We start from the raw sequence: 22791 nt of genomic DNA, 5'->3' as shown, positions 1-22791 counted from the left end.
CCCTGGTAAACCCGGTCGTACACCCCAGCCACCGCGGCGCGCACCAACGGCTCACAGGGGCGGGGATCCCGCGGCCAGTAGGCCATCACCATGGCCAAAGCGGTGGGGCTGCACCAAGCTGCTCCCCCGTCAGCGTAGACCATCTGGGAACACAAGGGCAGATCCAAGACCTGGCCCCAGCGGCTGGGATCCCCAGGGGGGAGGTGGCTGGGCTGGGCTGGCTGGTTGGAAAAGGCAACCGCCACCTGATCCACAAGGGGGGAACGGCCTGGCTCTTGCGTGAACAGGCGCACCCTGACCTGAAAAGCTTCGGCCCCCCTTTGGGTATCCTGGAGCACCAACAAATCCGTGTTGAGGTTGCCGTCCTCATCTGCCTGCCCGCCCACGGAGTGGCTGGCCAGGGTGGCCGGATCGGCGGCCCACACCCCAGCGTGATACCACTTCGTCCAGCGCCCCGCAAGCTTGGCCCGGATCCCCACTTCCAGCCAGGTGCCGGGGGGCGTGGTGGCATTCCAGGAGACGATCGCTTCCACCAGAGGAAAGCTGGCGGGAACCTCCGCGCTGACGGCTTCTCCCACCCAATAGCGGCCGGGGGGATAAAAAGGCCGGCCCTGAAACGCCGACTCAGGCCCTTCAAGGCTGACTTCTTGGCGCCAGCCCTCTGGATCCAAAACCAATTGCCCTTGGGCATTCAGCCGGATCCCGCGGGCTGACCAGTCCTGAAAGCCTTGGGGGGCCTGCCAGCGCTGCAACCCAGTGCGGTAGGTGGAGGGGATCTGGGCCTGCATTGCCAGGAGTCCTGGGGAAGTGGGAGCCGGCTGGGCCAACGCCGGCAGAAGCAGTACAGTCACGCCAGCCAGCCCGAGCAGACCCTGCCAACCGCTCCAGCCTTTTGCAACCCCCATGCTCTGCTTGCCCCCACTAGTAGCGCGACACTGCCGGGTGCCCCTTAATGTACCAGCGCCAGGGGAGCTCCACGCCGCGGGTAATACCGATGCGGGTGGTCTGGACAATGGTCCATTGGGCTGGCCCAGAGGGGGATCCCTCTAGCCAAATGCCTTCCTGACCGGCTTCCACCCGCTCCAGCCGCCAGCCGTTGTGGGATCCGTCGATGCGCAGCGCCTGGCAGAGCAGGCCCGGCCCTGCCGCCACCCGCGCCGGTTTCCGTCGTTTATTGGCCGGGATCCACTCCGGCAGGCAATCCAACTGGGCTGCCCGGATCAGTACTGCTGACGCGATCCCTTCGGCCCCAGTGACGATATTTAGACAGTGGTAGAGGCCGTAGATGCGATAGACGTAGAGATGCCCTGGTGGCCCAAACATCACCTGGTTGCGCCGGGTTTTGCGGCGATAGGCGTGGCAGGCCGGATCCCCAGCTGTATAGGCTTCTGTTTCCACGATCTGGGCCCGCACCTGCAGCCCATCGGCAAATTGCCGCACCAGCACCATGCCCAGCAAAGCCGGTGCCACCAGCGGCGCCGGCTGGCTTAACCAGTCCCTGGGATCCACAGCAGGCTCGGCAGCCGTCAGCCGCCGGCAACAGCAGGGACGATGCTCACCTCATCCCCATCCTGAAGAGGCGTGTCGGATCCCTGAAGGAAGCGAATATCTTCGCTATTGACATAGAGATTAACAAAGCGGCGCAATTCCCCCTTTTCATCGCACAGCCGCGCCTTGATGCCTGGATAGCTTTGCTCCAAGGCCTCCAGCAGCTCCCGAATGGTGGATCCCTCGCAACTGACCACCTCCTGATCCCGGGTGAGCGCCCGCAGCGTGGTGGGAATTAACACCTTGACCGCCATAAGTCCAATGCTTTGTCCATTGACCAACATTAGAAGACTAGGGTAGCAGCACCCCATCGCTGCCGTGAATCACGCCGTAAGTTCACGCTGGCCCCTTCGACCCGGATGCTGCCATTGGATGGATCCAGCGGCAGCCCTGCCAAGGGGGTAGGGAGGATCCCGCTTGGCCGGCTGCAACCACGTCTCCCCAGTGCCCGGCAGCAATTGCCCAAAGGCCAGATTGGAAGGGGCAAAGGCGAAGAGGCATGGTGCAGAGCTCTTGAGCAGTTGGGTTTGGGAGGGGGATCCCCCTCGCTTTAAACCGAAGCCTCCTGCCAGTCCAGCCGCTCCAACGTACGGGCCCGCTCCAGCGCCTGTTCAAAGCTCTCCAGCTTGGGCGAGATCACCAGCGGATGGCCCACCTGCGCCTGCACCGCCTCCTGGGTCTTCAAGCCATTGCCGGTAATGTAGGCAACCGTAACCGCCTCGGGATCGAGGTGGCCAGCTTCGGCCAGGTGTTTGAGCACGGCGATGGTGGTACCGCCGGCCGTCTCAGTGAAGATACCTTCGGTCTCGGCCAGGAGCTTGATGCCAGCGATAATCTCAGGATCCGTAGCCGTCGCGATCTGGCCGCCGGTCTTGCGGGCAATCTCCAAGGCGTAGATGCCGTCGGCAGGGTTGCCGATGGCAATCGACTTAGCAATGGTGTTGGGCTTAACGGGAGTAACAAAATCCCGTCCTTCGCGAAAGGCCTGGGCAATGGGTGCACAGCCCTGGGCCTGGGCGCCATGGAAGGTAACCGGCTTCTCCGCCACCAGCCCCACCTTCACAAACTCCTGAAAACCTTTGTAAATCTTGGTGTACAGGGATCCGGACGCCAGCGGGATCACCACCTGATCCGGCAGTTGCCACCCCAGTTGCTCCACCACCTCGTAGGCCAGGGTTTTCGAGCCTTCTGCGTAGTAGGGGCGCAGGTTGATGTTGACAAAGCCCCAGCCGTAGCGATCGGCCACCTCGGCGCAGAGGCGATTGACCTGGTCGTAGTTGCCCTCCACCGCCATGACGATGGGGTTGTAGATGAGGGATCCCAGCACTTTGCCCGCTTCTAAGTCCGCTGGGATGAAGATGACACAATCTAAGCCAGCGTGGGCGGCAATGGCGGCGGTGGAGTTGGCCAGATTGCCCGTGCTGGCGCAGGAAACGGTGGTAAAGCCCAGCTCCCTGGCGCGGGTTAGGGCCACCGACACCACCCGATCCTTAAAGCTGAGGGTGGGCATGTTGACCGCATCGTTTTTGAGGTAGAGGTTTTTCAACCCCAACCGCCGGCCCAGCCGCTCCGCCTTCACCAGCGGGGTCATGCCGGTGCCCACATCGATGGGCCGCTCCGAAACCACCGGTAGAAAAGGCAGATAGCGCCAGATGGACAGCGGCCCGGCCTGGATGCTCTGCCGGCTGACGGCACCCTTGAGCCAGTCATAGTCGTAGACCACTTCGAGGGGGCCAAAACACAGGTCGCACACGTGCTTGGCAACCGGCTCGTACTCGGCCCCGCATTCGCGGCAGCGCAAGCGGCTGAAGCCCACCTGGGGGTTGCGCAGGGCAGGGCTGAGCGGGCGTTGAGAAAGGGTTTGCGTCATAGGAAGCCTCAGGCAGGAGAAAGGGCTGGATCTGGTTGACCCATCGTCGAGGCCAATCTTATCACCCCCGATCTACCCCGTCAACTAAATCCGACTAAAATAGTCTGGATTAGATCTGGCCGAAGGCAGGCGATGGGCGAGGGACTGAAAAGCCCCGCCGTCTCAAGCGCTGCCCCTCTCGCTAAACTGGAAAAAAATTGGGATCCCGCTATTTAGCGGCAAAGGCCACCGTATGCTCAAAGTTGGACGGGACAACGTGGACTTTCTCGACCACTACGACGTAATCGTCGTGGGTGGGGGGCATGCTGGCTGTGAAGCGGCCCTGGCAGCAGCACGCTTGGGCTGCAATACCTTGATGCTGACGTTGAACCTGGACAAGATTGCCTGGCAGCCCTGTAACCCCGCCGTCGGCGGCCCGGCCAAGTCGCAACTGGTGCACGAAATCGATGCCCTCGGCGGCGAGATGGGCAAGGTTACCGACCGCACCTATTTGCAGAAGCGGATCCTCAACCGCTCGCGGGGGCCAGCGGTGTGGGCCTTGCGGGCGCAAACCGACAAGCGGGAGTACGCGCGGGTGATGCGCTCAGTGGTGGAAAACCAACCCAACCTGACGCTCCGCGAGGGCACCGTCACCGACCTGGTGCTGGGGCGCAACGATGAGGTGGTGGGCGTGGTTACCCACTTTGGCAGTGTCTTCGGCTGTCGGGCGGTGATCCTGACCACAGGCACGTTTCTGGGAGGGCGCATCTGGATTGGCCGCCACTGGCAACCTGCCGGCAGGGCGGGGGAATTTGCCGTCGAGGGGCTGACCGACACCCTGCGCCAACTGGGCTTTGAGACAGGCCGGCTGAAAACTGGCACCCCTGCCCGTGTGGATCGCCGCAGCGTCGATTTTTCGGTGATGGAGCGGCAGCCAGGGGATCCCGACGTGCGCTGGTTTAGCTTTGACCCAGCGGTGTGGGTGCCGCGGGAGCAGATGGACTGCTACCTCACCTACACCACCCCAGAGACGCACCGCATCATTCGGGAGAACCTCCACGAAACTCCTGTCTACGGCGGTTGGGTGGAGGCCAAAGGGCCGCGTTACTGCCCCAGCATTGAAGACAAGATCGTGCGCTTTGCCGACAAAGAGAGGCACCCGGTCTTCATCGAGCCAGAGGGGCGAGATCTGCCGGAGCTCTACATCCAGGGGTTCTCGACGGGGATGCCAGAGAAAATCCAAATCCAGATGTTGCGCTCCTTGCCCGGCCTGGAGCGGTGCGTGATGCTGCGGCCTGCCTATGCGGTGGAATACGACTATCTACCGGCTACCCAGCTCTACCCCACCCTAATGACCAAAAAAGTGCAGGGGCTCTTCTGCGCCGGCCAAATTAACGGCACCACCGGCTACGAGGAGGCGGCAGCCCAGGGTCTGATCGCCGGGATCAATGCCGCCCGCCTGGTGCAGGGCAAGCCGCTGGTGACGCTGCCGCGCGAGTCCAGCTACATCGGCACCCTCATCGACGACCTCTGCACCAAAGAGCTGCGGGAGCCCTACCGCATGCTCACCAGCCGCTCCGAATACCGCCTCATCCTACGTGCTGACAACGCCGACCAGCGCCTTACTCCTCTGGGGCGAGAGTTGGGCCTCATCGACGACCGCCGCTGGGCTCTTTTCCAGGCCAAGCAAGCCCGCCTTGCCGCTGAGATCGAGCGCCTGGAAACCCAGCGGGTCAAAGCCCACGACCCCGCCGGGATCCACCTTAGCCAACTGACTGGCCAGGGGATCAAAGGATCCGCCACCTTAGCCGAGCTCCTGCGCCGCAACCAGATTCACTATGCCAACCTACTGGAGCTGGGGTTGGGCAATGAGGAGCTGGATCCCTTTGAGCAGGAGGCAGCAGAAATTGCCGTCAAATACAGCGGCTACATCCAGCGGCAGCAGAACCAAATTGAGCAGGTGAGCAAGCAGTACCACCGCCCCCTGCCCCCCGATCTGGACTACCACTCCATCCCCACCCTCTCCAAAGAGTCGCGGGAGAAACTGGCGGCCGTCCGCCCCCTGACGGTGGGCCAGGCCGCTCGCATTGGCGGCGTCAACCCCGCCGACATCAACGCCCTGCTGATCTACCTCGAGGTGCGGCAACGTCAGAGGGCCACGGCAGAACCCGTTAGCACCTCGCGGTAATCTCTGCCCCCCTTGCCGTAGAGGGCAGGGATCTCTTCTAGGGGCAGGCGCGAAGCCACGCCTAGATCCAGGGGCGAGACCTCCCCGCGCAGCCAGTGGCAGAGGCCAGCTGCCCCAATCATGGCGGCGTTGTCGGTACAGAGGGCAACAGGCGGGATGATCACCCGCAGGCCCTTGTGGCGGCCCGCTTCCAGCAGGCGAGCCCGCAGCTCCCGGTTGGCGGCCACCCCCCCTGTAACCAGCAGGGTCGAGAGGCCCAGCGCCTCGGCACAGGCCACCGCTTTTTCGGTCAGCACGCGGGTGAGGCAGGCCTGGAAGCTGGCGGCAATATCGGCCACGGGCAGTTCCCGGCCTTCTTGCTGCAACTGTTGGACTAGGCGCAGCACCGCTGTCTTCAAGCCGCTGAAGCTGGTGTCGTAGGGGTGAGCTAGCTTGCCCGCAGGCAGGGGAAAGCGGTTGGGATCCCCTTGTTGCGCCCAACGGTCGATCGGGGGCCCGCCGGGGTAGCCCAGCCCCAGCAGCCGCGCCACCTTGTCAAAGGCTTCGCCGGCAGCGTCGTCGCGGGTGCGGCCTACCGTCTGGTACTCCCCGTAGTCCTTCATCCAGATCAAGCTGGTGTGGCCCCCTGAAACCAAAAGGCAGAGACAAGGGGGGCGCAAGTCGGGCTCGGTCAAAAAACCGCTGAAGAGGTGGCCCTCCAGATGGTGCACCCCAATCAAGGGTTTGTCGTAGAGCAGGGCCAAGGTCTTGGCCGCCATCAGCCCCACCAGCAGGGATCCCACTAGGCCCGGCGCACAGGTAACAGCAATGGCATCCAGATCGGCCACGCCCAGCCCGGCCTCCTGCAGCGCTGCCTCCAGCACAAAGGGCAGGGTTTCCACATGGCGGCGGGAGGCCACCTCCGGCACCACGCCTCCGTAAGCTGCATGGAGGTCGATCTGGCTAGCCACCACAGAGCTAAGCTGCCGCGGGGCAAAGGTTGGCCAGCTCGGCTCCCCCTCCACCACCGCCACAGCCGTTTCGTCGCAACTGGTTTCGATAGCGAGGACGCGGGCCATGGGAGAGCAAGGGAAGGAAAAGGGGTAGGAATGCTTGAGGATCCTTAAGAATTGTGTGAGCTAAAACCCGGGATCCGTCGAGGCGAAGCACTCGGGAGTATGATACTAACCGTTTAGTGCCCGTTTCTGCACTAAGCATTCCTGCCCATTGAGCATCATCCTAGACCCCTAGCTCAAGGACACATCCTGCCATGCGAACCCTTTTGAGTCTTCTTTTGGCCCTTTGCCTAGCGCTTGGTTTTACCCAGGCTGTGCAGGCAGAGCCCTTGATTGGTTTGAAGCCTTGCAGCGAAGTTCCCGCTTTCCAGGCCCTGCGAGAGCAGCGCCTGAGCAGCCTCGAAGAGAAAATCCGCAATGCCAGCCCCGAGTTGGCTCCTCTTTACCAGCAAAAGTTGGTCCAAACCGAAAAGCGTTTTGAACGCTACAGCAAGCTGCTCTGTGGCGAGGAAGGCTTGCCCCACCTGGTTACCGATGGCCGCTGGAGCCATGCCGGTGAGTTTCTCATCCCTGGCTTACTTTTCCTCTACATTGCCGGCTGGTTGGGCTGGGCAGGCCGCTCCTACCTGATTGCCGTTCGCGATAGCGATGAGCCGGAGATGAAAGAAAGTATCATCGACGTCCCCTTGGCACTGCGCTGTTTCCTGACGGCTTTGGCTTGGCCCGCAGCTGCCCTCAAGGAAATTGCCAGTGGTGACATTCGAGAGCCGGAGGAGGCTGTTCCCATCTCTCCTCGCTGAGGAAGGGATCTTGCCTGATTAGCTTAAGTCAACCCATTCCCTGTGAGAGGTCGATATGGCTGATTTCACCAAATTTCTCACCACCGCTCCGGTAGCCCTCATTTTGTTTTCTAGCTTCGTCCTTGCCCTTTTTATTGAGATCAATCGCTTCTTCCCCGACATTTTGACGTTCTAAATCAGAGGGTCAGGGATCCCCGCCAAGCCATGGGGATCCCTGCTTAATTTCCTTGGCTTCTCTTGGCCTGACACAAGATTGCCCCATGCTTGAGCCCACTGTCGAGGAATACATCACTGTCCCCGAAGGGGATCCGCAAATTGGCAACCTGCAGACCCCAATTAACCATGCGCCTGCTGTTCGTCTCTTCTTAAATTGGCTACCAATCAACCGCCCGGGAGCCAGCCCCATCTGGCGAGGTCTGGAAATTGGCATGGCCCACGGCTATTGGCTGGTGGGGCCCTTTGCCAAGCTTGGGCCTTTGCGCAACGAGCCCATTGGCCTGCTGAGCGGCTTCTTGGGAGCCTGTGGTCTCATTTTGATCCTGACGGCGGCCCTCTCGCTCTACGGCAGCGTCTCCTCGCCGCGCCATGGTGGGTCAGGGCAGGGATCCCAGTCTTGGAGCGAATTGGCTGCCGGCTTTTTAATAGGGGGGATGGGGGGAGCCATGGTTGCTTACCTGCTTTTGCTCAATGGGGATCTCCTGTTTCCCCCCCTTCGCTAAGTTTCCAGCATTTTTTGGGAGCAGCCGTGACTAATCCACTCCTTGATCCCACTTCTGAGAGATTGTCGTTGACCGAGATCCGTCGCCTGTCGCCAGCTGCTCTAGCCTACTTGGGGGATGCCATTTACGAACTGCACGTGCGGCGGCAACGGTTGTTTCCCCCAGATCGCCTGGAGCGCTACCATCAGCAAGTGGTGAAGCGAGTGCGTAGCTCGGCTCAGGCCAAGTTGCTGTTAGCGCTGCTACCTTATCTCAGCCCTGAAGAGCAGGCTATTGTCCGCTGGGGCCGCAATGGTTGTGGTCGCCCACCCCGGCATCTAAGCCTAGTTGACTATCAGAATGCCAGTGGCCTGGAAACTATCCTGGGCTACCTCTACCTCACCAATCCCGACCGCTTGCGCTCTATTCTTGCCCTCACCGATGTTTTGGCTGAGACGATAGACGACTAGGAAGGTTAGGATCAGCGTCTGCTCGGCACCGTTTTCCTCTCATGCCTAAGCCTTCTCAGCCCAAAGCTCCTCTACAACTTTCTCGCCCACGCAAGTTGCGGCAACCCACGGATCCCAAGGCCGAGGCGGAACAAGAGATCATCTACGGTCGCCAAACGGTATTGGCGGCCCTGCGGAGCGGCGCTACCCTCAACCGGGTTTGGGTGGTGCCAAAGCTGCGGTATAGCCCCCAGTTTTTGTCACTCTTGGAGGAGGCCAAAGCGCGCGGCACAGTTATTGATGAGGTCTCTCCCCAGCGGCTAAACCTCCTCACCGGCGGAGCTAACCATCAAGGGATCGCTGCCCAGACCACCCCCTATTGCTACGTGGATCTAGAAGAGCTGGTGGAACAGAGCCGCCAGGCTAGCCCCCAGCCGGTGCTGGTGGTGCTAGACGGGATCCAGGATCCCCACAACCTGGGGGCCATTGCCCGCAGCGTGGAGGCGTTTGGCATGCAGGGGATGGTGATCCCGCAGCGGCGGGCGGCAGGCGTCACCGCAACCGCGATGAAGGTGGCAGCGGGGGCCCTCTCTACCCTGCCGGTGGCGCGGGTGGTGAACTTAAACCGCGCCCTGGAATACCTCAAAGAGCAGGGGTTCTGGATCTATGGCACCACCAGCCAAGGGGCTGCCCCTGTCTATAGCGCCGACTTTCGCCGACCCGTTGCCTTGGTAATTGGATCCGAAGGGGAAGGCATCAGCCTACTCACCCAGCGCCACTGCGACCAACTGCTGTCGATTCCCTTGGCAGGCCGCACCCAGAGTTTAAATGCCTCGGTGGCAGCAGGCATCGCCCTTTATGAGATCCACCGGCAGCGCTCCCCCCACCAGCTCAAACGCGCCGAGACTGAAACAATTCTCAACAAATCCTCAACGAAGGCAGTAGAATCTAATTAATGATTGCGGCAGATCCCGAACAATCCTTGGCACTTGTGAATGGGGGGGATCGATCCTGTGGGCAACCCTTTGGTCTGGCTGTTGGATAGGCTGCGTGGCTTAGCGGTCTGGATTGAGATCACCACCGACGACTGCACCTACTACTACGGCCCCTTCGCCAGCGAGAAAGAAGCGGAAGCGCACAAAAGCCACTACATCGCTGACCTAAAGGCGGAGGGGGCTGAAAAGATCGAGGTTCAGATAAAGAAAATGCGCCAGCCGCAGACGCTGACGGTGGTTCACACCCCTTCACAGGTGGGTTCTTGAGGTTCGCTATGGTTTACCAGATCACTGTCCATCATCGGGGCCAGACCTACCAGTTTCCTGCCGCGGCGGATCAGACGGTTTTACAGGCAGCTCTCGAGTACGGCCTGGAGCTACCTTCCTCTTGTCAGGCGGGAGTCTGCACCACCTGTGCGGGGCGGCTAAAGTCGGGATCCGTAGCCCAGCCTGACGCAATGGGGATCGGGCCGGAACTCAAGGCTCAGGGCTTTGTTCTGCTGTGCGTAGCCTACCCTACCTCCGACTTGGAGGTGGAAACGGATCAAGAGGAGGAGGTTTACCGCTTGCAGTTTGGCTCCTAGCCCTGGTCTAGCATCAAGTATCTCCAAGCTGTGAAGCTCCATTTTCTGCGTCTAGCTTTGCCCCTAAGTTTGCCGCTTTCTGCTTCTCAAATAGAGGGATCCCTTCTCCAACAAGTGGCCCAAGAGCTGGGGCAGCCAGCCCGCCTCCTGCGCTGGAGTCTGACGGCGGTGGAGGGGGAGAGGGTTTGGGTGGAGGTGGTGGCTACCACGGACGAGGCGAGTTGGGTTTAGGCTATAGAAATGGCTAGCGGTACCCCCGGCAGTTGCCATGTCTGTCTCCAAACCTGAAGCGGCCCCAGCTTCAACTTTGGCCGAGCAGCGTCCCCCTGTGGCCCTCACCATCGCCGGCTCCGATAGCGGCGGCGGAGCAGGCATTCAAGCGGATCTGCGCACCTTTGCCTTCCAGCGCGTTCACGGCACTTCTGCCCTTACCTGCGTAACTGCCCAGAATACCCTGGGGGTTAAGCGAGTGGATCCCCTACCCCCGGAGGCGGTGGCTGCCCAGATTGAGGCGGTAGTGGAAGACATTGGGGTGCAAGGGATCAAAACCGGCATGTTGCTCAATGCCGAGATTGTGGGGGAGGTGGCCCGCCAGGTGGAACGCTGGGCGCTGCAGCCGCTGGTAGTGGATCCGGTGATGGTCTCCCGCACGGGGGCCAAGCTGCTGGCGGAGGATGCCATCCAGGCCATCCGCGAGCGGCTGATCCCTCTGGCTCAGGTCGTTACCCCCAACCGCTACGAGGCTCAGATTTTGGCAGGGATGGAGCTGCAGTTGCTGGCGGATATGGAGGAAGCGGCCCGCCGCATCCACGCCCTGGGCTGTAAGGCTGTACTCGTCAAGGGGGGAGGTATGCCAGGGGAACTGCAGGGGGTGGATGTGTGGTTTGACGGCGAGCGGCTGGAGGTCCTCAAAAGCGAGCGCATCCCCACCCGTCACACCCACGGCACCGGCTGCACCCTCTCGGCAGCCATTGCAGCACAACTGGCTTGGGGAAAGGATCCCCTGACGGCAACACTGGCGGCCAAGGCCTATGTTACCGACGCCCTGCGGCATCCTCTGGCCATCGGCGCAGGACAAGGGCCGGTAGGGCACTTCTACCCGCTGCTGCAGTCCTAGCCCTTCCCAGAAAGCAAGCTTGGTGGCACGGGCTCACCCTGCTAGGGGAGGGTTGGCTAGAGCAGTTCCCGCACGTCCACCACTTTGCCGCTTACTGCCGCTGCCGCCACCATGGCCGGGCTCATCAGCAGGGTGCGTCCCGTGGGGGATCCCTGGCGGCCCTTGAAGTTGCGGTTGGAAGAAGAGGCGCTTATTTGCCGGCCTACCAGGCGGTCTGGGTTCATGGCCAAGCACATGGAGCAGCCGGGATCCCGCCACTCAAACCCTGCCGCCTCAAAGATCTCGCGCAGGCCCTCGCGTTCCGCCTCCTGCTTGACCTGCTCCGAGCCAGGCACGACAAACGCCTTCACTCCAGGCGCTACCCGCCGTCCTTTGGCAATCTTGGCCGCCTCCCGCAAATCACTCAAGCGGCCATTGGTGCAGCTGCCAATGAAGCAGACATCCACTGGCGTGCCCACAATGGGATCCCCAGGCCGCAAACCCATGTAGGCATAGGCTTCCCTAGCCAGCTCCCGCTCGCTTTCTGGCAGCTCCTCGGGAGCAGGGATCCGCTCGTCTACCCCAATGTTTTGGCCGGGGGTAATCCCCCAAGTGACCGTGGGGGCAATCTCAGAGGCCTGAAACACCACTACATCGTCATAGACAGCGTCGGCGTCGCTGGCTAAGCTTTTCCACCAGGCCACTGCCTCCTCCCAGTCGGATCCCTGAGGAGCAAACTCCCGTCCCTTTAGGTACTCAAAGGTTACCGCATCGGGATTAACGTAGCCGCAGCGGGCTCCCCCTTCAATGGACATGTTGCAGAGGGTCATGCGCTCCTCCATGCTCATTGCCTCGATGGTGCTGCCGCCGTACTCGTAGGCGTAGCCCACCCCGCCTTTGACCCCCAGCTTGCGGATGATGTGCAGGATAACATCCTTGGCGTAAACTCCTGGCCCCAGGCTGCCCTGAACCTCGATACGGCGCACCTTGAGCTTAGACAGGGCCAAGGTTTGGGTGGCCAGCACGTCCCGCACCTGGCTGGTGCCAATACCAAAGGCAATTGCTCCAAAGGCGCCGTGGGTAGAAGTATGGCTATCGCCGCAGGCAATGGTCATCCCCGGCTGCGTCAGCCCTTGCTCCGGCGCAATCACATGCACGATCCCCTGCCGACCGGAGCCGCTGTTGTAAAAGCGGATGCCGTATTGGCGACAGTTGCGCTCCAGCTCCTGGATCATCTCCTCCGCCAAGGGATCCGCAAAGGGCCGCGTCCGGTTGTCCGTGGGAATGATGTGATCCACTGTAGCCACGGTGCGCTCCGGAAAGAGAACCGGCAGATGGCGCTCCCGCAGCATGGCAAAAGCCTGGGGACTGGTCACCTCGTGGATGAGGTGCAGGCCGATAAACAACTGCGTCTGCCCCGAGGGCAGAACCCGCACCGTATGGGCGTCCCAGACCTTGTCAAAAAGCGTTCTTTCGCTCATCTTCCTCTCTAGCCCGCGGCCAAGCCGATCTTTCTTAATTTCTCTTAATTCTAAGGTTTGCCAAGGCAGGGGCGGCCAGGGCCCTTTTCCCAGCCAAGCTAGCGGGCACCTCTAGGGGGGGTCAAGCGGCTGGGGATCCGGCTCGAGCAAGATGCCGGTGGGAGCAGATTGGGTTACCCAGAAATCCACCTCCGGAAAGTGGCGACGCAGGCTGTCGCGGGCTTGGGCGGCCAATTCCAGGCTGGGCATGATCCCAAACACCGTCGGCCCCGAGCCCGACATCAAGGCCCCCCATGCCCCTGCCTCAAGCAAGGCCTGGCGCAATTTTCCCACAATGGCGTACTCTGCCAAAACTGGCTGTTCCAGATCGTTGCGCAAACTGCGGGCCAAGGCCAGCAGATCCCGCTGCTCCAGAGCAGCCAGCACCTGGGGCAAGCTCGGCAAGGAGGACGCGACAGAAGGTAAGGAAGCGGCAGTGCGAGTGCGAAAGGCCTGATAGGCCCAGGCGGTGGAAACCCCTAGATACCGGGGCTTGGCCAAGAGCAGGGGGATCCCTTCCCAGTCGGCCAGGGGCTGTAAAACTTCTCCCCGCCCCGTGGCTAGCTGCGTCCCTCCCTGTACGCAGAAGGGAATATCGGATCCCAGGCGCGCCGCCAAGTTCTGGAGTTCTCCTACCGTTAGGCCCAAGCCCCAGAGCTGGTTGAGTCCCACCAAAACTGCCGCCGCATCCGCTGAGCCGCCCGCCAAGCCCGCTGCTACTGGGATCTGTTTTTCCAGCTGGATCTCCACTCCCAGATCGGCCTGACATTCCTTTTGCAGCAGCTCAGCCGCTTGGTAGGCTAGGTTACGGCCATCTGCCGGCACCTCCGGGTGGCTGCAGATTAGGTGGATGCCGTGGGCACGGCGCTGGAGACGCACGCGATCTGCCAAAGCAATGCTCTGCAGGATCATAGCCACCTCGGAATAGCCATCGGGGCGGGATCCGAGGATTTCCAGGTAAAGATTGATCTTGGCGCGGGCAATCAGGGTACAGGCTTGCATGGGGTGAGAACGGGGTTGGCAATGCATCTCCACTCCCCTCAGCCTGTCCAGACCAACGCAAACACAGACCTAATCTGGGGAGCCCTTTCAGCCCGATTCTAAGGCAAGGGATCTGGGTAGAACCCTGGGGCTAGCTACTTTTTGCTGCAGCTATTCCAGAACTGATAAAGTTTTGGCACCCTCTGCCTCACCACTGCCCCATGAGCAAGCCCAAAGTTGGGATCCTCTACAACGACGCCAAGCCCGCCGCCAAGCGCAGCAGCGAAACCTTGGCCCGCTGGTTTCAAGAACAGGGCTGGGAGGTCTGTGTTGCCCCCAACTGGGGCGGCATTCTCGGCTACGCCAAGCCCGATAGTCCCGTTTGCTTGACGAAGGTGGACAGCTTGGCCCCCGCCGGCTTTGACGAAAGCATGAAGTTTGCCGTGGTGCTGGGGGGAGATGGCACTGTTTTGGCAGCAGCCCGGCAACTGGCCCCCAAAGGGATCCCTTTGCTGGCCGTGAACACTGGCCACTTGGGCTTTCTGACGGAGACCTACCTCAGCCACCTAGAAGAGGCAGCCAAGGCAGCCATTGCCGGCGAGTACATCCTAGATCGCCGCAGCATGCTGCTGGTGCAGGCCTACCGCGGCCATGAGTTGCGCTGGGAGGTGCTCAGCCTCAATGAAATGGTGCTGCACCGCGAGCCCTTGACCAGCATGTGCCACTTTGAAGTAACCATTGGGGAGCACTCACCTTTGGATGTAGCTGCCGACGGCATCATTTTAGCCACCCCCACTGGCTCGACGGCCTATGCCCTTTCGGCGGGAGGGCCCGTCATCACTCCCAGTCTGCCGGTGTTGCAGTTGATCCCTATCTGTCCCCACTCAATGGCCTCACGGGCTCTGGTTTTTCCCGATTCGGAAGAGGTGTGGATCAGCCCCGCCAGCCCCCAACCGCTGGTTTTGGTAGCCGACGGCAATGCCGGCTGCTACATCCTGCCAGAAGACCAAATCCGCGTTGTCCGCGCCCCCTACTGGACAGATTTGATTCGCCTCCGCCGACCGGAGTTCTTCCGCGTCATGCGCGAGAAGTTGGGCTGGGGCCTAACCTATGCTTCTAAGCCTACCTCGGTAGAGCTGCCCTAGCCGGAGAACTTAGGAGTCCTGCACAAGTTGTTGGTCTTGGGAGGCCGTTGGATGGAGGCGCTGCCGAAGACCCGCTTGCCAGTGCCCGCATCCCCTGAAAACTTACTGTTGACGCCGCCAAAGGCTTTGTCCAACTCAATCAATCCACAAAACCCAAGGGGCGACGCTGTGGGTAGTCTAGCAAAGGGATCCGCCTAGGGATGGATAGTTCCGTCGGGGAGGATGGCCCCGCTCAAGTCGACAAATCGATCCCAGCCGGGACTTAGTTTTGCGCCCTTTAGGTTTGCTCCTCTCAGATCCGTGCCGTCCAGGTTTGCTCCCCTTAGCTCGGCCCCACTCAGGTTGGCTTGCCACAGGTCGGCCCCGCTCAGCTTGGCTTGGTTCAGGTTGGCCCCGCTCAGCTTGGCCAAGATCAAGTTAGCCCCGCTCAGGTCCGCCCCGCTCAGGTTGGCCCCGCTCAGGTCGGCCCTGCTCAGCTTGGCCTGGCTCAGGTCAGCCCTGCTCAGACTGACCCCGCTCAGGTTGGTCCCGCTCAGGTTGGCCTGGCTCAGGTCAGCCCTGCTTAGCTTGGCCCAGCGGAAATCTCGCTCTCCCGCTTCATACCTTGCTCGGACATCTCCAAGCTGTCGGAGGGGAAGGCGATAGGACTTTGCCACCTGCACATGCTGCGGATCCTCCGCTTCCAGCAGCGTCTCCCAAGCCGCAAACTGCACCTCCCAGTTGGGATCATTTTGCAGGGCGTGGATAACAAGCTCGGCCCCTCTGGATCCGTACTTCAGAGCACCCTTGATTGCTTGGATTCTCACCTTGGGATCCGGACTGTCTAGGGCTTGCTCAACGGCTACCAAGCCTCCCATGACCGGATCGGAGCCGGCCAATTGCTGCCCACCCAGAACAGGATCAAAGGTTTCCGCCATCCCTAACCTCAAGTTAACCTTCCAACTACCTGCTGCTGCATAAGCCATAGGCCCGGTCAGTTTTGGCAATTACTTCAGCTTGGTAAGCTTCCAGCCCCCAAATCGACCACCAAAATCAGGGATCCCGTAGCCCAAAGCAGCCGCTGTCTGCTGGATCCCTGGGGAGCTGAACACCTTTGGTTTTGGTAGGGCTGCTACATCCCGCCAGAAGACCAGGACTGAGAACTTAGGAGGGGGAGGAGGGGAAAAACGAAGAGGGGCTGTCGACTTCGATGGGGCCCAGCCCTCTTTTTTGCACCAGCGTTCGCAGCTCCTGCACAAGCTGTTGGTCTTGGGAGGCCGTGCGCGCCCCGGACTCGGCAGCCCATGCTTTTAAGTCCTGAATCTGGTCGCGGGCGATGGCGGCCAGAGGAACGGTTTGGCGAATGGCGCTGAGGATGTCCTCCTGGGTAAACTCGCGGGGTGGATCCTGGTTGAAGGCCATGTGCATGGCATCGTAGATGGCCTGTTCAATTTCTGCCCCGCTGAAATCTTCGCTGGCCATGGCCAGCTCAGGGTAGGAGAAATCCCGCACGCGGTTGGGCCGCAGCCGCTGGATGTGGACTTGGAAGATTTCCTCCCGCTCCCGCTGGTTGGGCAAATTGACAAAGAAAATCTCATCAAACCGGCCTTTGCGCAGCAACTCAGCCGGCAAGATGCGGACATTATTGGCGGTGGCAACAATAAAAACGGGTTTGGTTTTTTCCTGCATCCAGGTAATTAGGCTGCCGAAGACCCGCTTGCTGGTGCCCGAATCTCCTGAAAACTCGCTGTTGACGCCGCCAAAGGCCTTATCCAACTCATCAATCCACAAAACACAGGGGGCCATAGCTTCGGCAATTTGGATCATCTGGCGCACGCGGCTTTCACTTTCGCCGACGATCCCGCCGAAGAGTCGCCCCACATCCAGCCGGAGCAAGGGCATGCGCCACTCGCGGGCTATGGTTTTGGCACAGAGGGACTTGCCGGTGCCCTGGATCCCGGCCAGCAAAATGCCCTTGGGGCTGGGCAAGCCATAGTCGCGGGCCTGGGCACTAAAGCTGTTGCGGCGCTGGCGAATCCAGGCTTTGAGGTTTTCCAGGCCGCCGACATTTTGCAGGGTCTCGGAGGGGTTGTAAAACTCCAGGATTTCCGTCTGGCGGATGTATTGCTTTTTCTCTTCCAGAACCAGGTCGATATCGCCCTCGCTGACCTTGCCTTTGGCGGCTAGGGCGCGGGCCAGGATCCGCTCAATGCGCTGCCGGGTCAGCCCTTGACAGGCTCGAACCAGTTGTTCCCGCGCTGGGCCGCTTAGCTCCAGTTGACGGGCAGGGATCGCGCGGGTAATGATCCGCTCAATTTCGTCGATGCTGGGCAGGGGAAAATCATAGACTACAATTTCCTCGCGCAGCTCGGCAGGGACAACGGCTTCTTGACCCAAGAGGATGATGGACTTGCGGCTGTGGCGGCCCTCTCTGGCCAAGGTTTTTAGGTAGCGGATAACGGGATAGTTATCTGAGCGTTCTGGATTTCTCAGGGTGGGGTTTAGATCCTTGAGAACACAAATAACCGCCTCGTCCTCTTTGATAGCGCCGATGCGGCCCAGAGCAGGCATCAATTGACCTTTGTTTTGGCCGTTATCTGACCAGCCAGAGACGATATCCCAGATTAGGAGTTTGCGCTTGGGTTTGAGAGAATCGGCCAGAACTTGTAGCAGCTCCTCTGCTGGGGCTTCTTCGGGAGTAACCAGGTAGATCAAAGGGTAGCGAGCGCGAACCACCAAGTCCAGCAGCGTGAGAATGTCTTGGTGATTGCTGGCAAAGGCGAGATCTGAGGAACTCATGGATCTAGCTGCTAGCTGTAGGTAGTCTAGCAAAGGGATCCGCCTAGGGATGGACAGTTCCGTCGGGGAGGATGGCCCCACTCAAGTCAGCAAATCGATCCCAGCCGGGACTTAGTTTTGCGCCCGTTAGGTTTGCCCCCCTCAGGTCAGCCCCCCTCAGGTCAGCCTTGCTCAGGTTGGCCTTGCTTAGGTTAGCCCGCCACAGGTCGGCCCTGCTTAGGTTGGTCTCGATCAGGTTGGCTCCGCTCAGGTCGGCCCACCATAGCTTGGACCCGCTCAGATCGGCCTGGCTCAGGTTGGTTTCGATCAGGTTTACCCCGCTCAGGTCGGCCAAGCTCAGGCCGGATCCCCTCAGGTCGACCCTACTCAAGTTGGCCCTGCTCAGACTGGCCCCGCTCAAGTTGGCCCTGCTCAGATTGCCCCCCCTCAGGTCGGCCTCGCTTAGGTTGACCAAGATCAGGTTGGCCCCCCTCAGGTCGGCCCAGCGAAAATCCCGCTCTCCCGCTTTATACCTTGCTCGAACATTTCCAACCTGTCGGAGGGGAAGGTGATGGGCCTTTGCCACCTGCACATGCTGCGGATCCTCCGCTTCCAGCAGCGTCTCCCAAGCCGCAAACTGCACCTCCCAGTTGGGATCATTTTGCAGGGCGTGGATAACAAGCTCGGCCCCTCTGGATCCGTACTTCAGAGCACCCTTGATTGCTTGGATTCTCACCTTGGGATCCGGACTGTCTAGGGCTTGCTCAACGGCTACCAAGCCTCCCATGACTGGATCGGAGCCGGCCAATTGCTGCCCACCCAGAACAGGATCAAAGGTTTCCGCCACCGCTTGCCTCCCTGGTTTAGCCAGTACTTGGCGCTGAGAGAAAAGTTAGGAGTGAACTTGCCCATCAGGAAGGATGGTGCCTGTTAGGTCTTTGAACCATCCCCACCCAAAACTCAGTTTTGCGTCCCTCAGGTTTGCTCCTCTCAGATCCGTGCCGTCCAGGTTTGCTCCCCTTAGCTCGGCCCCACTCAGGTTGGCTTGCCACAGCTTGGCCTCGCTCAGGTTGGCTTGCCACAGCTTGGCCCCGCTCAGGTTGGCCCTGCTCAGGTTGGCTTGCCACAGCCTGGCCTCGCTCAGGTTGGCCCAGTTCAGGTTGGCCTCGCTCAGGTTGGCTTGCCACAGGTTGGCTCCGCTCAGGTCAGCCCTGCTCAGGTCAGCCCTGCTCAGGTCGGCCCCGCTCAGGTTGGCCCAGTTCAGGTTGGTCCAGTTCAGGTTGGTCCAGTTCAGGTTGGCCCAGTTCAGGTTGGCCCCGCTCAGGTCAGCCCTGCTCAGGTCGGCCCCGCTCAGGTTGGCTCCACTCAGGTCGGCCCCGCTCAGGTTGGCTCCACTCAGGTCGGCCCCGCTCAGGTTCTTGACATTCGCCTGACCGTTGACGATTTCCCAGACCAGCCGCCACTTGGGATCCATCTGCGTCTCGGCAGAGAGCAGGGATCTCCTCAACCTAGCCCAGAACAAGTTGGATCCCTGAAGATTCACTCCCCTCAGGTTAGCCCCGCTCAGGTCGGCCCCGCTCAGGTCGGCCCTGCTCAGCTTAGCCTGGCTCAGGTTGGCCCCGCTCAGCTTGGCTTGGTTCAGGTTGGCCCCGCTCAGCTTGGCCAAGATCAAGTTAGCCTGGCTCAGGTCGGCCCCGCTCAAGTTGGCCCCGCTCAGGTCCGCCCCGCTCAGGTTGGCTCCACTTAGGTTGGCCCCGCTCAGCTTGGCCTGGTTCAGGTTGGCCCTGCTCAGCTTGGCCTGGCTCAGGTCAGCCCTGCTCAGGTCAGCCCCACTCAGCTTGGCCTGGCTCAGGTTGACCCTGCTCAGACTGGCCCCGCTCAGGTTGGCCCTGCTCAGACTGGCCCCGCTCAGGTTGGCCCCGCTCAGCTTGGCCTGGCTCAGGTCAGCTCTGCTTAGCTTGGCCCAGCGGAAATCTCGCTCTCCCGCTTCATACCTTGCTCGGACATCTCCCAGCTGTCGGAGGGGAAGGCGATAGGACCTTGCCACCTGCACGTGCTGCGGATCCTCCGCTTCCAGCAGCGTCTCCCAAGCCGCAAACTGCACCTCCCAGTTGGGATCATTTCGCATGGCCTGGATAACAAGCTCGGCCCCTTTGGATCCGTACTTCAGAGCACCCTTGATTGCTTGGATTCTCACCTTGGGATCCGGACTGTCTAGGGCTTGCTCAACAGCTACCAAGCCTCCCATGACTGGATCGGAGCCGGCCAATTGCTGCCCACCCAGAACGGGATCAAAGTTTTCCGCCATCCCTCTCAAGTTAACCTCCCAACCACCTGCTGCTGCATAAGGGTCTTTTGAGTTTGCAAATCTACTACCGTTACCCGCAAAGTTCGCCCAGCATCGACGGCAAAGGTGACCTGCAAACGATCCACTCCTACCTGCCCTGGGGGCTTGAGAGGAATGGAAAGCTGCTTGTGGCTCCCAAGGGGACGAAAGCTAGAAGCTGCGCTGCTGTTGCGAATCTGCATCCGACCGTCGGGACCGTAAACAACTTCGGTTGCCCCTTCCTCGGCCATCTCACCAACCACCAGGTTGATGTGGCTTTGTCCATTGGCGTTGGCCTGCAAGGGAGGCAGTTCCACCGTGGCAGGATAGGCCGTGCCGCTCTTAAAGAGAGGGAAAAAGTCGGGCGCCTGCAAATAGGGATTCCAGAGCCGCAGGGCGTAGGTATGGCGGAGATGATCTTGAAGGCGGGCAAACTGGGTGAAGGCCAGAGCGCCGTGGGCCACTGCCTCAAACGGCTTGTGGTACTTAACCTTGTCGCGGCCAAAGAGGCTAATGACCTGATGCTGCACCCCTGGAATGAGGCTGGTGCCACCCACCAACACCACCTGGTGGATATCTCGTTTAGAGATCCCTTTGTTGTGGGCTTTCTCGATGACCTCATCGATGGCTTCTCTTAGCCGCGTCAGCAGGCCGCGCTCTTCCAACAGCTCCTGGAGTTGTTCGCGCTGAAGCGTTAAGGTGTGGGTCTCAAAGGAGTCTTCATCCAGCCAGGCCTCGCTGGCCTGAGAATGGCTGGAGAGGCGGATCTTGAGCCGCTCAGCAACCTCGCACAGAACCTGGAAGCTGCTGGCCGGAACCTGGTGTCGCTTGCGGCCCAACTGCTCCAGCAGCCATTCGGCAATCCAGATATCGATATCGACGCCGCCACAGCCATAGGCCCGGTCAGTTTTGGCAATGACCTCAGCTCGGTAAGCAGTGCCCTGCTTTGGCTTCAAGATTTTGACCAAAGAGAGGTCGAGAGTTCCGCCCCCCAAATCGACCACCAAAATCAGGGATCCCGGTTCCTGCACCCCGTAGCCCAAAGCAGCCGCGGTGGACTCGTCGAGGAACACAACCTGTTGGATCCCTAGGGAGCCAAACACCTCTTGCAGGTTGTGCAAATAGGCCTCGTAGGCTCCCACCGGCACGGTCAAGATCACCTTATCGGGCTGCCAGCCCTCCGCCTTGAGTTTGGCAAGAAGCTGCTGCAGAAAGATCCGCGTGGCCTCTTGGGCTGTGTAGGCCTGTCCATCCACATAGGTTGGGGCCGGCTGGAATTGTTGAGAGAGATCCCGCTTAAAGCCTTTGAATAGGCGCTTGGGATCCCGTTTGGCCTGGGCAGGTGCCCCAATCAAAAATTGCTGGTTTTGGCCGACAAAGAGAACCGAGGGAATTAGAGGCGGGCTGCCGTCGTAGCGGTGGGTGATCCCTGGTATGTCGATCACAATCGGCTTTCGATTTTGATAGGCACAGACCACCGTATTGGAAGTGCCAAAATCAATAGCCAACGTCGTCATGCTGCCAAGGAAGGTAGAGTGCGACTGACTTTGGCTCGAACTAAAACTTGATCCCTAAGTCGATAGCCCACAAAGCGAACGTAGACCGGCTCGCCCGCCTGGATATCCTCCTCATCTGCCTGGTGGCTTTCTGGGTCATAGGCCACCTGTTGCCACACCTGGCCAATGGTTTCCAACTGCCAGTCTTCCAACAAGTTGCCCAGACAGTTCAGCAAAGCCAAGACTTGCTGGGCAGGGTAATCCGGTCGCCTCTGCACAACCTGCTGCAGGGTGGGGTATTGCACCAAAAGAGGCTTGAGCTTTTCCACTAGTTCGGCGCGGATTTGATGGCGCAATTGCCCTTCCTGCTGTTCTAGCTGTTTGTGCAGCCGCTGCACTTCCTGAGCCGTTTCTGCAGGCTCCAATGCTAGCTCGATTCCGCTGAAATCTTGAATAAGGCTCGGCAAGGGCACTTGCAAAATGCTGGCCGCTCGATTGAGATCGGCTAACTTCAGCTTTTCGGCCTGGCCAGTTCTCAGGGCATTTAGGGCTCCTCGACTCAGTTTGGCCTTTTGTCGAAGCTCTCGCCAGGTTGAGATACCGGCAGCCTGCATGAGATTGCGCAGCAGGGTATCATGACTTTTCGTATCATGACTTTTCATTTCATCAGAGTTATGACTCCAAAATGGAATCCTAGCCAGAGTCCTTTGGATCCCTTTGGTTAAACCAGACAGGGGATCCAGAAAGGGGTTTGGGGCATTCATAAACGCTCTACCTGACGCTGGACATTTTGTTCTATTTCTATGACTGAGGCCTGGTCATATTCAGGCAACAGCTCCCTTTTTTGAACTGTGCCCAATGCCCTTTCTATTTCCTCAGTTAGGTCAAGGCAGCCCTTGCCTTTGACATTAAGCACGCGCTCAATCACGTTGCCATCTTTGTCGATGATGTATTCAACCTGTTGATATTCCGCCATAACGCCTCCTCAAGCCCAGCGCCCCAACACAATCCTGATCTGTCCTTTCTCGTCCACAGATTCCGACTCTACGGTAAACCCCTTCTCCGCTGCCGTTGCAAGGAGCTGCTCGCGGGTGTAGGCTTGGCGGATTGGCGCTAAGAAAGCCTCAGCGGTGACTCCCGTTCCCCAAAAGTCGGCAATCATCTCCAGGCTGTCCCCCCGTTGGCGAAAGCCAATGTCGTAGCCGTTGCTGCGCCTGACCACAAGATCTGCCCGGACGCGGTTCCCTCCATACCCCCGGACATAAGTGTTTTCCAGAACCTCGTGACCTTGGGCAACCAAAATGCTTTTCAGGATCTCTTTATTTTTGAACTGAACCTTGATGCTGGTGAAGTGAGACACTGTG

The 22791-nt window shown here is 60.2% G+C and carries 26 protein-coding genes; 11 read left to right on the top strand and 15 right to left on the bottom strand.

Going from position 1 to position 22791, the window contains the following annotated elements:
- The 4 genes from NW822_RS08750 to thrC all read right to left on the bottom strand — a co-directional run.
- Positions 1 to 851, bottom strand: an 851-nt coding sequence (locus NW822_RS08750; protein WP_414404180.1) for a peptidase C39 family protein, incomplete at its 3' end; no start/stop codon positions are given.
- A gap of 70 nt (positions 852 to 921) precedes the next feature.
- Positions 922 to 1509 carry a DNA-3-methyladenine glycosylase gene (locus NW822_RS08745; protein WP_414362425.1) on the bottom strand — a complete coding sequence of 196 codons (588 nt, stop codon included), beginning with the start codon at positions 1507 to 1509 and terminating at the stop codon, positions 922 to 924.
- A gap of 17 nt (positions 1510 to 1526) precedes the next feature.
- Positions 1527 to 1802, bottom strand: a complete 276-nt coding sequence (locus NW822_RS08740; RefSeq protein WP_414362426.1) for a ubiquitin-like small modifier protein 1 — start codon at positions 1800 to 1802, stop codon at positions 1527 to 1529.
- A gap of 296 nt (positions 1803 to 2098) precedes the next feature.
- Entirely contained in the window at positions 2099 to 3418 is a 1320-nt protein-coding gene (gene thrC / locus NW822_RS08735) for a threonine synthase (protein WP_414404179.1), read from the bottom strand.
- 232 nt (positions 3419 to 3650) lie between these two features.
- On the opposite strand from thrC, the gene mnmG reads away from it, so the two are divergent.
- Positions 3651 to 5585: a tRNA uridine-5-carboxymethylaminomethyl(34) synthesis enzyme MnmG gene (gene mnmG, locus NW822_RS08730; RefSeq protein ID WP_414404178.1), complete on the top strand. Its 1935-nt coding sequence runs from the start codon at positions 3651 to 3653 to the stop codon at positions 5583 to 5585.
- Here mnmG and tsaD read toward each other — a convergent pair.
- The gene (gene tsaD / locus NW822_RS08725) at positions 5546 to 6643 is read right to left on the bottom strand and encodes a tRNA (adenosine(37)-N6)-threonylcarbamoyltransferase complex transferase subunit TsaD (RefSeq protein WP_414404177.1); all 1098 of its coding nucleotides are present in this window, start codon (positions 6641 to 6643) and stop codon (positions 5546 to 5548) included. The genes mnmG and tsaD overlap by 40 nt on opposite strands.
- A 191-nt stretch (positions 6644 to 6834) precedes the next feature.
- Here tsaD and NW822_RS08720 point away from each other — a divergent pair, with 191 nt between their 5' ends.
- The 9 genes from NW822_RS08720 (at position 6835) to thiD (ending at position 11223) form a co-directional block, all read left to right on the top strand.
- Entirely contained in the window at positions 6835 to 7380 is a 546-nt protein-coding gene (locus NW822_RS08720; RefSeq protein WP_414404176.1) for a Photosystem I reaction center subunit III, read from the top strand.
- Between the two features lie 55 nt (positions 7381 to 7435).
- On the top strand, positions 7436 to 7555 hold the full coding sequence (locus tag NW822_RS08715; RefSeq protein WP_414362431.1) for a Photosystem I reaction center subunit IX: 120 nt from the start codon (positions 7436 to 7438) through the stop codon (positions 7553 to 7555).
- Between the two features lie 85 nt (positions 7556 to 7640).
- The gene (locus NW822_RS08710; protein ID WP_414362432.1) at positions 7641 to 8099 is read left to right on the top strand and encodes a photosystem I reaction center subunit XI; all 459 of its coding nucleotides are present in this window, start codon (positions 7641 to 7643) and stop codon (positions 8097 to 8099) included.
- A gap of 26 nt (positions 8100 to 8125) precedes the next feature.
- On the top strand, positions 8126 to 8548 hold the full coding sequence (locus tag NW822_RS08705; RefSeq protein ID WP_414362433.1) for a ribonuclease III domain-containing protein: 423 nt from the start codon (positions 8126 to 8128) through the stop codon (positions 8546 to 8548).
- Positions 8549 to 8589: 41 nt separating this feature from the next.
- Positions 8590 to 9483, top strand: a complete 894-nt coding sequence (gene rlmB / locus NW822_RS08700) for a 23S rRNA (guanosine(2251)-2'-O)-methyltransferase RlmB (protein WP_414404175.1) — start codon at positions 8590 to 8592, stop codon at positions 9481 to 9483.
- A 57-nt stretch (positions 9484 to 9540) separates the two neighbouring features.
- Positions 9541 to 9789 carry a DUF1816 domain-containing protein gene (locus NW822_RS08695; RefSeq protein ID WP_414404174.1) on the top strand — a complete coding sequence of 83 codons (249 nt, stop codon included), beginning with the start codon at positions 9541 to 9543 and terminating at the stop codon, positions 9787 to 9789.
- A gap of 8 nt (positions 9790 to 9797) precedes the next feature.
- Positions 9798 to 10106 carry a 2Fe-2S iron-sulfur cluster-binding protein gene (locus NW822_RS08690; protein WP_414362436.1) on the top strand — a complete coding sequence of 103 codons (309 nt, stop codon included), beginning with the start codon at positions 9798 to 9800 and terminating at the stop codon, positions 10104 to 10106.
- A gap of 30 nt (positions 10107 to 10136) precedes the next feature.
- Entirely contained in the window at positions 10137 to 10337 is a 201-nt protein-coding gene (locus NW822_RS08685) for a hypothetical protein (protein WP_414404173.1), read from the top strand.
- A 37-nt stretch (positions 10338 to 10374) separates the two neighbouring features.
- Positions 10375 to 11223, top strand: coding sequence for a bifunctional hydroxymethylpyrimidine kinase/phosphomethylpyrimidine kinase (thiD, locus tag NW822_RS08680; RefSeq protein WP_414404172.1), 849 nt, complete (start codon positions 10375 to 10377; stop codon positions 11221 to 11223).
- A gap of 56 nt (positions 11224 to 11279) precedes the next feature.
- Here the strand turns inward: thiD and leuC are convergent, their stop codons facing one another.
- Together leuC and ispE are read right to left on the bottom strand one after the other, a co-directional pair.
- The gene (leuC, locus tag NW822_RS08675; RefSeq protein WP_414362439.1) at positions 11280 to 12683 is read right to left on the bottom strand and encodes a 3-isopropylmalate dehydratase large subunit; all 1404 of its coding nucleotides are present in this window, start codon (positions 12681 to 12683) and stop codon (positions 11280 to 11282) included.
- Between the two features lie 111 nt (positions 12684 to 12794).
- Positions 12795 to 13751 (bottom strand): 4-(cytidine 5'-diphospho)-2-C-methyl-D-erythritol kinase, encoded by a 957-nt coding sequence (gene ispE / locus NW822_RS08670; RefSeq protein WP_414404171.1) that lies wholly within the window; start codon positions 13749 to 13751, stop codon positions 12795 to 12797.
- A 173-nt stretch (positions 13752 to 13924) separates the two neighbouring features.
- Here ispE and NW822_RS08665 point away from each other — a divergent pair, with 173 nt between their 5' ends.
- A complete protein-coding gene (locus tag NW822_RS08665) occupies positions 13925 to 14848 on the top strand; it encodes an NAD(+) kinase (protein ID WP_414362441.1) in 924 nt (307 codons plus the stop codon).
- A 194-nt stretch (positions 14849 to 15042) separates the two neighbouring features.
- Here the strand turns inward: NW822_RS08665 and NW822_RS08660 are convergent, their stop codons facing one another.
- The 8 genes from NW822_RS08660 to NW822_RS08625 all read right to left on the bottom strand — a co-directional run bounded on the left by NW822_RS08660 (position 15043) and on the right by NW822_RS08625 (position 22787).
- A complete protein-coding gene (locus tag NW822_RS08660; protein WP_414404170.1) occupies positions 15043 to 15765 on the bottom strand; it encodes a pentapeptide repeat-containing protein in 723 nt (240 codons plus the stop codon).
- 226 nt (positions 15766 to 15991) lie between these two features.
- A complete protein-coding gene (locus NW822_RS08655) occupies positions 15992 to 17626 on the bottom strand; it encodes an AAA family ATPase (protein ID WP_414404169.1) in 1635 nt (544 codons plus the stop codon).
- Between the two features lie 43 nt (positions 17627 to 17669).
- Complete coding sequence (locus tag NW822_RS08650) at positions 17670 to 18452, bottom strand: pentapeptide repeat-containing protein (RefSeq protein WP_414404168.1); 783 nt, start codon at positions 18450 to 18452, stop codon at positions 17670 to 17672.
- A gap of 45 nt (positions 18453 to 18497) precedes the next feature.
- Positions 18498 to 19913, bottom strand: a complete 1416-nt coding sequence (locus tag NW822_RS08645) for a pentapeptide repeat-containing protein (protein WP_414404167.1) — start codon at positions 19911 to 19913, stop codon at positions 18498 to 18500.
- Between the two features lie 5 nt (positions 19914 to 19918).
- A complete protein-coding gene (locus tag NW822_RS08640; protein WP_414404166.1) occupies positions 19919 to 21448 on the bottom strand; it encodes an Hsp70 family protein in 1530 nt (509 codons plus the stop codon).
- A complete protein-coding gene (locus NW822_RS08635) occupies positions 21445 to 22089 on the bottom strand; it encodes a helix-turn-helix domain-containing protein (RefSeq protein ID WP_414404165.1) in 645 nt (214 codons plus the stop codon). Before NW822_RS08635 ends, NW822_RS08640 begins: the two co-directional genes overlap by 4 nt.
- 98 nt (positions 22090 to 22187) lie before the next feature.
- On the bottom strand, positions 22188 to 22403 hold the full coding sequence (locus tag NW822_RS08630; RefSeq protein WP_414404164.1) for a DUF2997 domain-containing protein: 216 nt from the start codon (positions 22401 to 22403) through the stop codon (positions 22188 to 22190).
- A gap of 9 nt (positions 22404 to 22412) precedes the next feature.
- The gene (locus NW822_RS08625) at positions 22413 to 22787 is read right to left on the bottom strand and encodes a DUF1257 domain-containing protein (protein ID WP_414362277.1); all 375 of its coding nucleotides are present in this window, start codon (positions 22785 to 22787) and stop codon (positions 22413 to 22415) included.
- Positions 22788 to 22791 lie beyond the last annotated feature (4 nt).

It is taken from the genome of Synechococcus sp. H70.2 (assembly GCF_047462275.1).
Lineage (GTDB): Bacteria > Cyanobacteriota > Cyanobacteriia > Thermostichales > Thermostichaceae > Thermostichus.
This window is presented reverse-complemented; position numbering and strand designations above follow the sequence as displayed.

Bases quoted from the DNA above. Each gene is read 5' to 3' on its own strand.
- NW822_RS08740 (WP_414362426.1), bottom strand. From the start codon at position 1,802: ATGGCGGTCAAGGTGTTAATTCCCACCACGCTGCGGGCGCTCACCCGG.
- thrC (WP_414404179.1), bottom strand. From the start codon at position 3,418: ATGACGCAAACCCTTTCTCAACGCCCGCTCAGCCCTGCCCTGCGCAAC.
- mnmG (WP_414404178.1), top strand. From the start codon at position 3,651: ATGCTCAAAGTTGGACGGGACAACGTGGACTTTCTCGACCACTACGAC.
- tsaD (WP_414404177.1), bottom strand. From the start codon at position 6,643: ATGGCCCGCGTCCTCGCTATCGAAACCAGTTGCGACGAAACGGCTGTG.
- NW822_RS08720 (WP_414404176.1), top strand. From the start codon at position 6,835: ATGCGAACCCTTTTGAGTCTTCTTTTGGCCCTTTGCCTAGCGCTTGGT.
- NW822_RS08715 (WP_414362431.1), top strand. From the start codon at position 7,436: ATGGCTGATTTCACCAAATTTCTCACCACCGCTCCGGTAGCCCTCATT.
- NW822_RS08710 (WP_414362432.1), top strand. From the start codon at position 7,641: ATGCTTGAGCCCACTGTCGAGGAATACATCACTGTCCCCGAAGGGGAT.
- rlmB (WP_414404175.1), top strand. From the start codon at position 8,590: ATGCCTAAGCCTTCTCAGCCCAAAGCTCCTCTACAACTTTCTCGCCCA.
- NW822_RS08690 (WP_414362436.1), top strand. From the start codon at position 9,798: ATGGTTTACCAGATCACTGTCCATCATCGGGGCCAGACCTACCAGTTT.
- thiD (WP_414404172.1), top strand. From the start codon at position 10,375: ATGTCTGTCTCCAAACCTGAAGCGGCCCCAGCTTCAACTTTGGCCGAG.
- leuC (WP_414362439.1), bottom strand. From the start codon at position 12,683: ATGAGCGAAAGAACGCTTTTTGACAAGGTCTGGGACGCCCATACGGTG.
- ispE (WP_414404171.1), bottom strand. From the start codon at position 13,751: ATGCATTGCCAACCCCGTTCTCACCCCATGCAAGCCTGTACCCTGATT.
- NW822_RS08665 (WP_414362441.1), top strand. From the start codon at position 13,925: ATGAGCAAGCCCAAAGTTGGGATCCTCTACAACGACGCCAAGCCCGCC.
- NW822_RS08660 (WP_414404170.1), bottom strand. From the start codon at position 15,765: ATGGCGGAAACCTTTGATCCTGTTCTGGGTGGGCAGCAATTGGCCGGC.
- NW822_RS08655 (WP_414404169.1), bottom strand. From the start codon at position 17,626: ATGAGTTCCTCAGATCTCGCCTTTGCCAGCAATCACCAAGACATTCTC.
- NW822_RS08645 (WP_414404167.1), bottom strand. From the start codon at position 19,913: ATGGCGGAAAACTTTGATCCCGTTCTGGGTGGGCAGCAATTGGCCGGC.
- NW822_RS08640 (WP_414404166.1), bottom strand. From the start codon at position 21,448: ATGACGACGTTGGCTATTGATTTTGGCACTTCCAATACGGTGGTCTGT.
- NW822_RS08635 (WP_414404165.1), bottom strand. From the start codon at position 22,089: ATGAAAAGTCATGATACGAAAAGTCATGATACCCTGCTGCGCAATCTC.
- NW822_RS08630 (WP_414404164.1), bottom strand. From the start codon at position 22,403: ATGGCGGAATATCAACAGGTTGAATACATCATCGACAAAGATGGCAAC.